This is a genomic window from Oleiagrimonas soli, from assembly GCF_000761445.1.
Classification (GTDB): Bacteria; Pseudomonadota; Gammaproteobacteria; order Xanthomonadales; family Rhodanobacteraceae; genus Oleiagrimonas; species Oleiagrimonas soli.
The window spans coordinates 1-2,484 of record NZ_JROI01000020.1; the positions used below are offsets into that span (position 1 = coordinate 1).

Here is a 2,484-nt window from a genome sequence, read left to right on the forward strand (position 1 = left end):
ACCGGCAGGTAGATCCACGGCAGCCGCGGCAGTTCGTAGTGCTGCATGAGGTACATGTTCAACGCCCAGGACAACGCCATGCCCAGCGCGATCCCGAGCGTGGCGATCAGGAAATTCTCGGTGTGGAAATAGCGCAGGATGTTGGCCCGGGTCGCGCCGATGGCCCGACGGATACCGATCTGCCGACGTCGCTGCCTGACCCAGAAACTGCTCAACCCCACGATGCCGAACGCCGTAACGGCCAGCATCACCAGGCACACCAGCACCAGCACCCACACCATCGATCTCGTGGCGGTGAACGCCTTGTCGCGCAGCTGCGTGAAGGTCTGGCCCCGGATCACCGTATGGGGCGCCAGCGCGTACAGTTTTGCCTCGGCCGCGCGCAACACGCGCTGACGATCTTGCGGCGCGCTGCGCACCACATACTGCGTCATCGCCGGATCCGCCCCGAGCGGGAAGAAGGTGGCGTAATACGCATAGCTCTGCCCGATCGTGGCGCTGCCGGGACGAGCGACATCAGCGACAACGCCGATGACGATAAAGTCATGCTCGCCACCGACCCACAGCTGTCGTCCCAATGCCGGTCGACCGGGCCATAGGCGCTGTGCCAGCGCCCGAGTGACGATCACGACATGCCCGCTCGGCATCATGCCGCCGCGAAGCAGGCTGCCGGCATATTCATCGTCATGGAAGAAGCGACCTTCGACGAGCCTCAGACCAAGCACCTGCGGAGCATCCCGGCCGATCATGTAGCGTGCCGCGCCGGGAGTCGCCTTGCTTTCCGCACTGGCCGACACGTTGTCGACGCCCGAGCCGTTCCCGAAAGGGATGGCGGTCACGCCCGCGGCGCCAGTGACGCCCGGAATGCTGCGCAAGGCGGCGAGATTGCGCGGGATGTCGGTGCTGGCCATCCGCGGATCGCTGCCGTCGACGCCGATGACCGTCAGATGGCTTTCATCCACGGCGTTGCGCATGCCGAGCTCGGCGGCGCGATGGCCGATGATGAACACGGCGTTGCAGAACACGGCGCACGCCAGGGCGATTTCCAGCACGATCAGCGCAACGGGAATCTTGTGCTTGCGCAGGCTGGCGAAGATCGGAGCGATATCCATGAAGGCGCCTCTCATACCGATTTCAGTTGCGGCGCAGGAACCACGGCGCAGGCACGCCATGCGGGCAGCAACCCCGCGATGAGGCTGGCAACCAGGGCCACCGCGAAGGTCGCGGCGAACATGGGCAAATCGAGGTAGGCAAGGTGCGCATAGGGCGCGGGCTGGTGCCGAATCACCAGCAGCCCGAACTCGGCGAATGCAAGGCCCAGCACGCCGCCGGCGATACCGACGATGGCCGATTCCACCATGTACTGCGCGAAGATCGTGCGGCGAATGGCGCCCATGGCGCGACGCACGCCGATCTCGCGCGAACGCCACAGGCACTTGGCCAGCAGCAGTCCCACGGTATTGACGATGCAGATCAGCAGGAACCCGAAAGCCAGATTGGTCTGCAGCCGCAAGTCGTCGGGCACCACCTTCTGACGATCGAGAAATCCCGTCAGGCTGAACAGCCAGACCTCGGGATGATGCAGCCGCCCCAGGGCGATCTGCTGCTGCACATAATGCGAAAGGAACCGCTTGTAGGCACGTGCGCCGGATACCTGCGCGAATTCCACCCACAGGTTGACCCAGGCGCACGGCGCGGTTTCCAGATGCGCCACGTTGCCCGGTGCCCAGCAACTGTAGCCGGCCGGTTTCATGCCATCGGCGCGTGCCGACTGCAAGGGCAGATACACGGCGTCGCCATCGCCATAGGCGTCCTCGCCGAAAGTCAGTGCGTAGAAGCGCGGCTGCGGCGCCCACGGCTTCAGCACGCCGAGGATGCGATAGTCGTGATCGTTGACGCGCAGCATCTTGCCGACGCTGTTGCCGCCGCCGAACAGCCGGTCGTTGAGGGCGCTGGATATGACCACGACGCGAGCCTGATTCTCCGCATCCTGTGTACTCCAGCCACCGCCGTACGCGAACGGCGCGCCGAACATGGCGAAAAACTCCGGCGTGGTCATGACGCCCTGGCCATAGAAGGAATGCGCTCCCGGCTGCGTCGGATCGATCTTGGCCTTGGTCGATGCCGTCACCGCCTGCCGACGGGCCTTGTGCGCATGCAGCAGACTCATCGCATCCGTGTAGGACATCAGATTGCCCCACCACCGCGGCATGCCGTCGGCGGGCGTCGCATTTTCGGCCGGCCACGGATTGACGACGGGCGTAAACAGACGTGCGCTGCGGGTGGGAAGCGGGTCGCCCGAGAGCAACTTCAGCACGGTCAGCATCGTGATCGAAGCACCGATCCCCAGCCCCAACGTCAACACCATCAGCGCAGTGAGCGCCCGATTGCGCCTGAAGCTGCGGACAGCCAATTGGAGATAGTAGAAAAACATCGTCCGAATCCTTGGCGTTACACCGAGCGCGTCGCCACCACCGGCGGCAC

2 protein-coding genes are annotated in these 2,484 nt (G+C 64.7%); both read right to left on the reverse strand.

Annotation, left to right across the window (positions count from 1 at the left end):
* On the reverse strand, positions 1-1,172 hold a 1,172-nt coding region (locus LF63_RS00030; protein ID WP_152569180.1), incomplete at its 3' end, for an ABC transporter permease.
* Positions 1,124-2,434 carry an ABC transporter permease gene (locus LF63_RS00035; protein ID WP_043098757.1) on the reverse strand — a complete coding sequence of 437 codons (1,311 nt, stop codon included), beginning with the start codon at positions 2,432-2,434 and terminating at the stop codon, positions 1,124-1,126. The genes LF63_RS00035 and LF63_RS00030, both read right to left, overlap by 49 nt.
* Positions 2,435-2,484: the final 50 nt, after the last annotated feature.

Coding starts and splice junctions, on each gene's coding strand:
- LF63_RS00035 (WP_043098757.1), bottom strand. CDS start 2,434: ATGTTTTTCTACTATCTCCAATTGGCTGTCCGCAGCTTCAGGCGCAAT.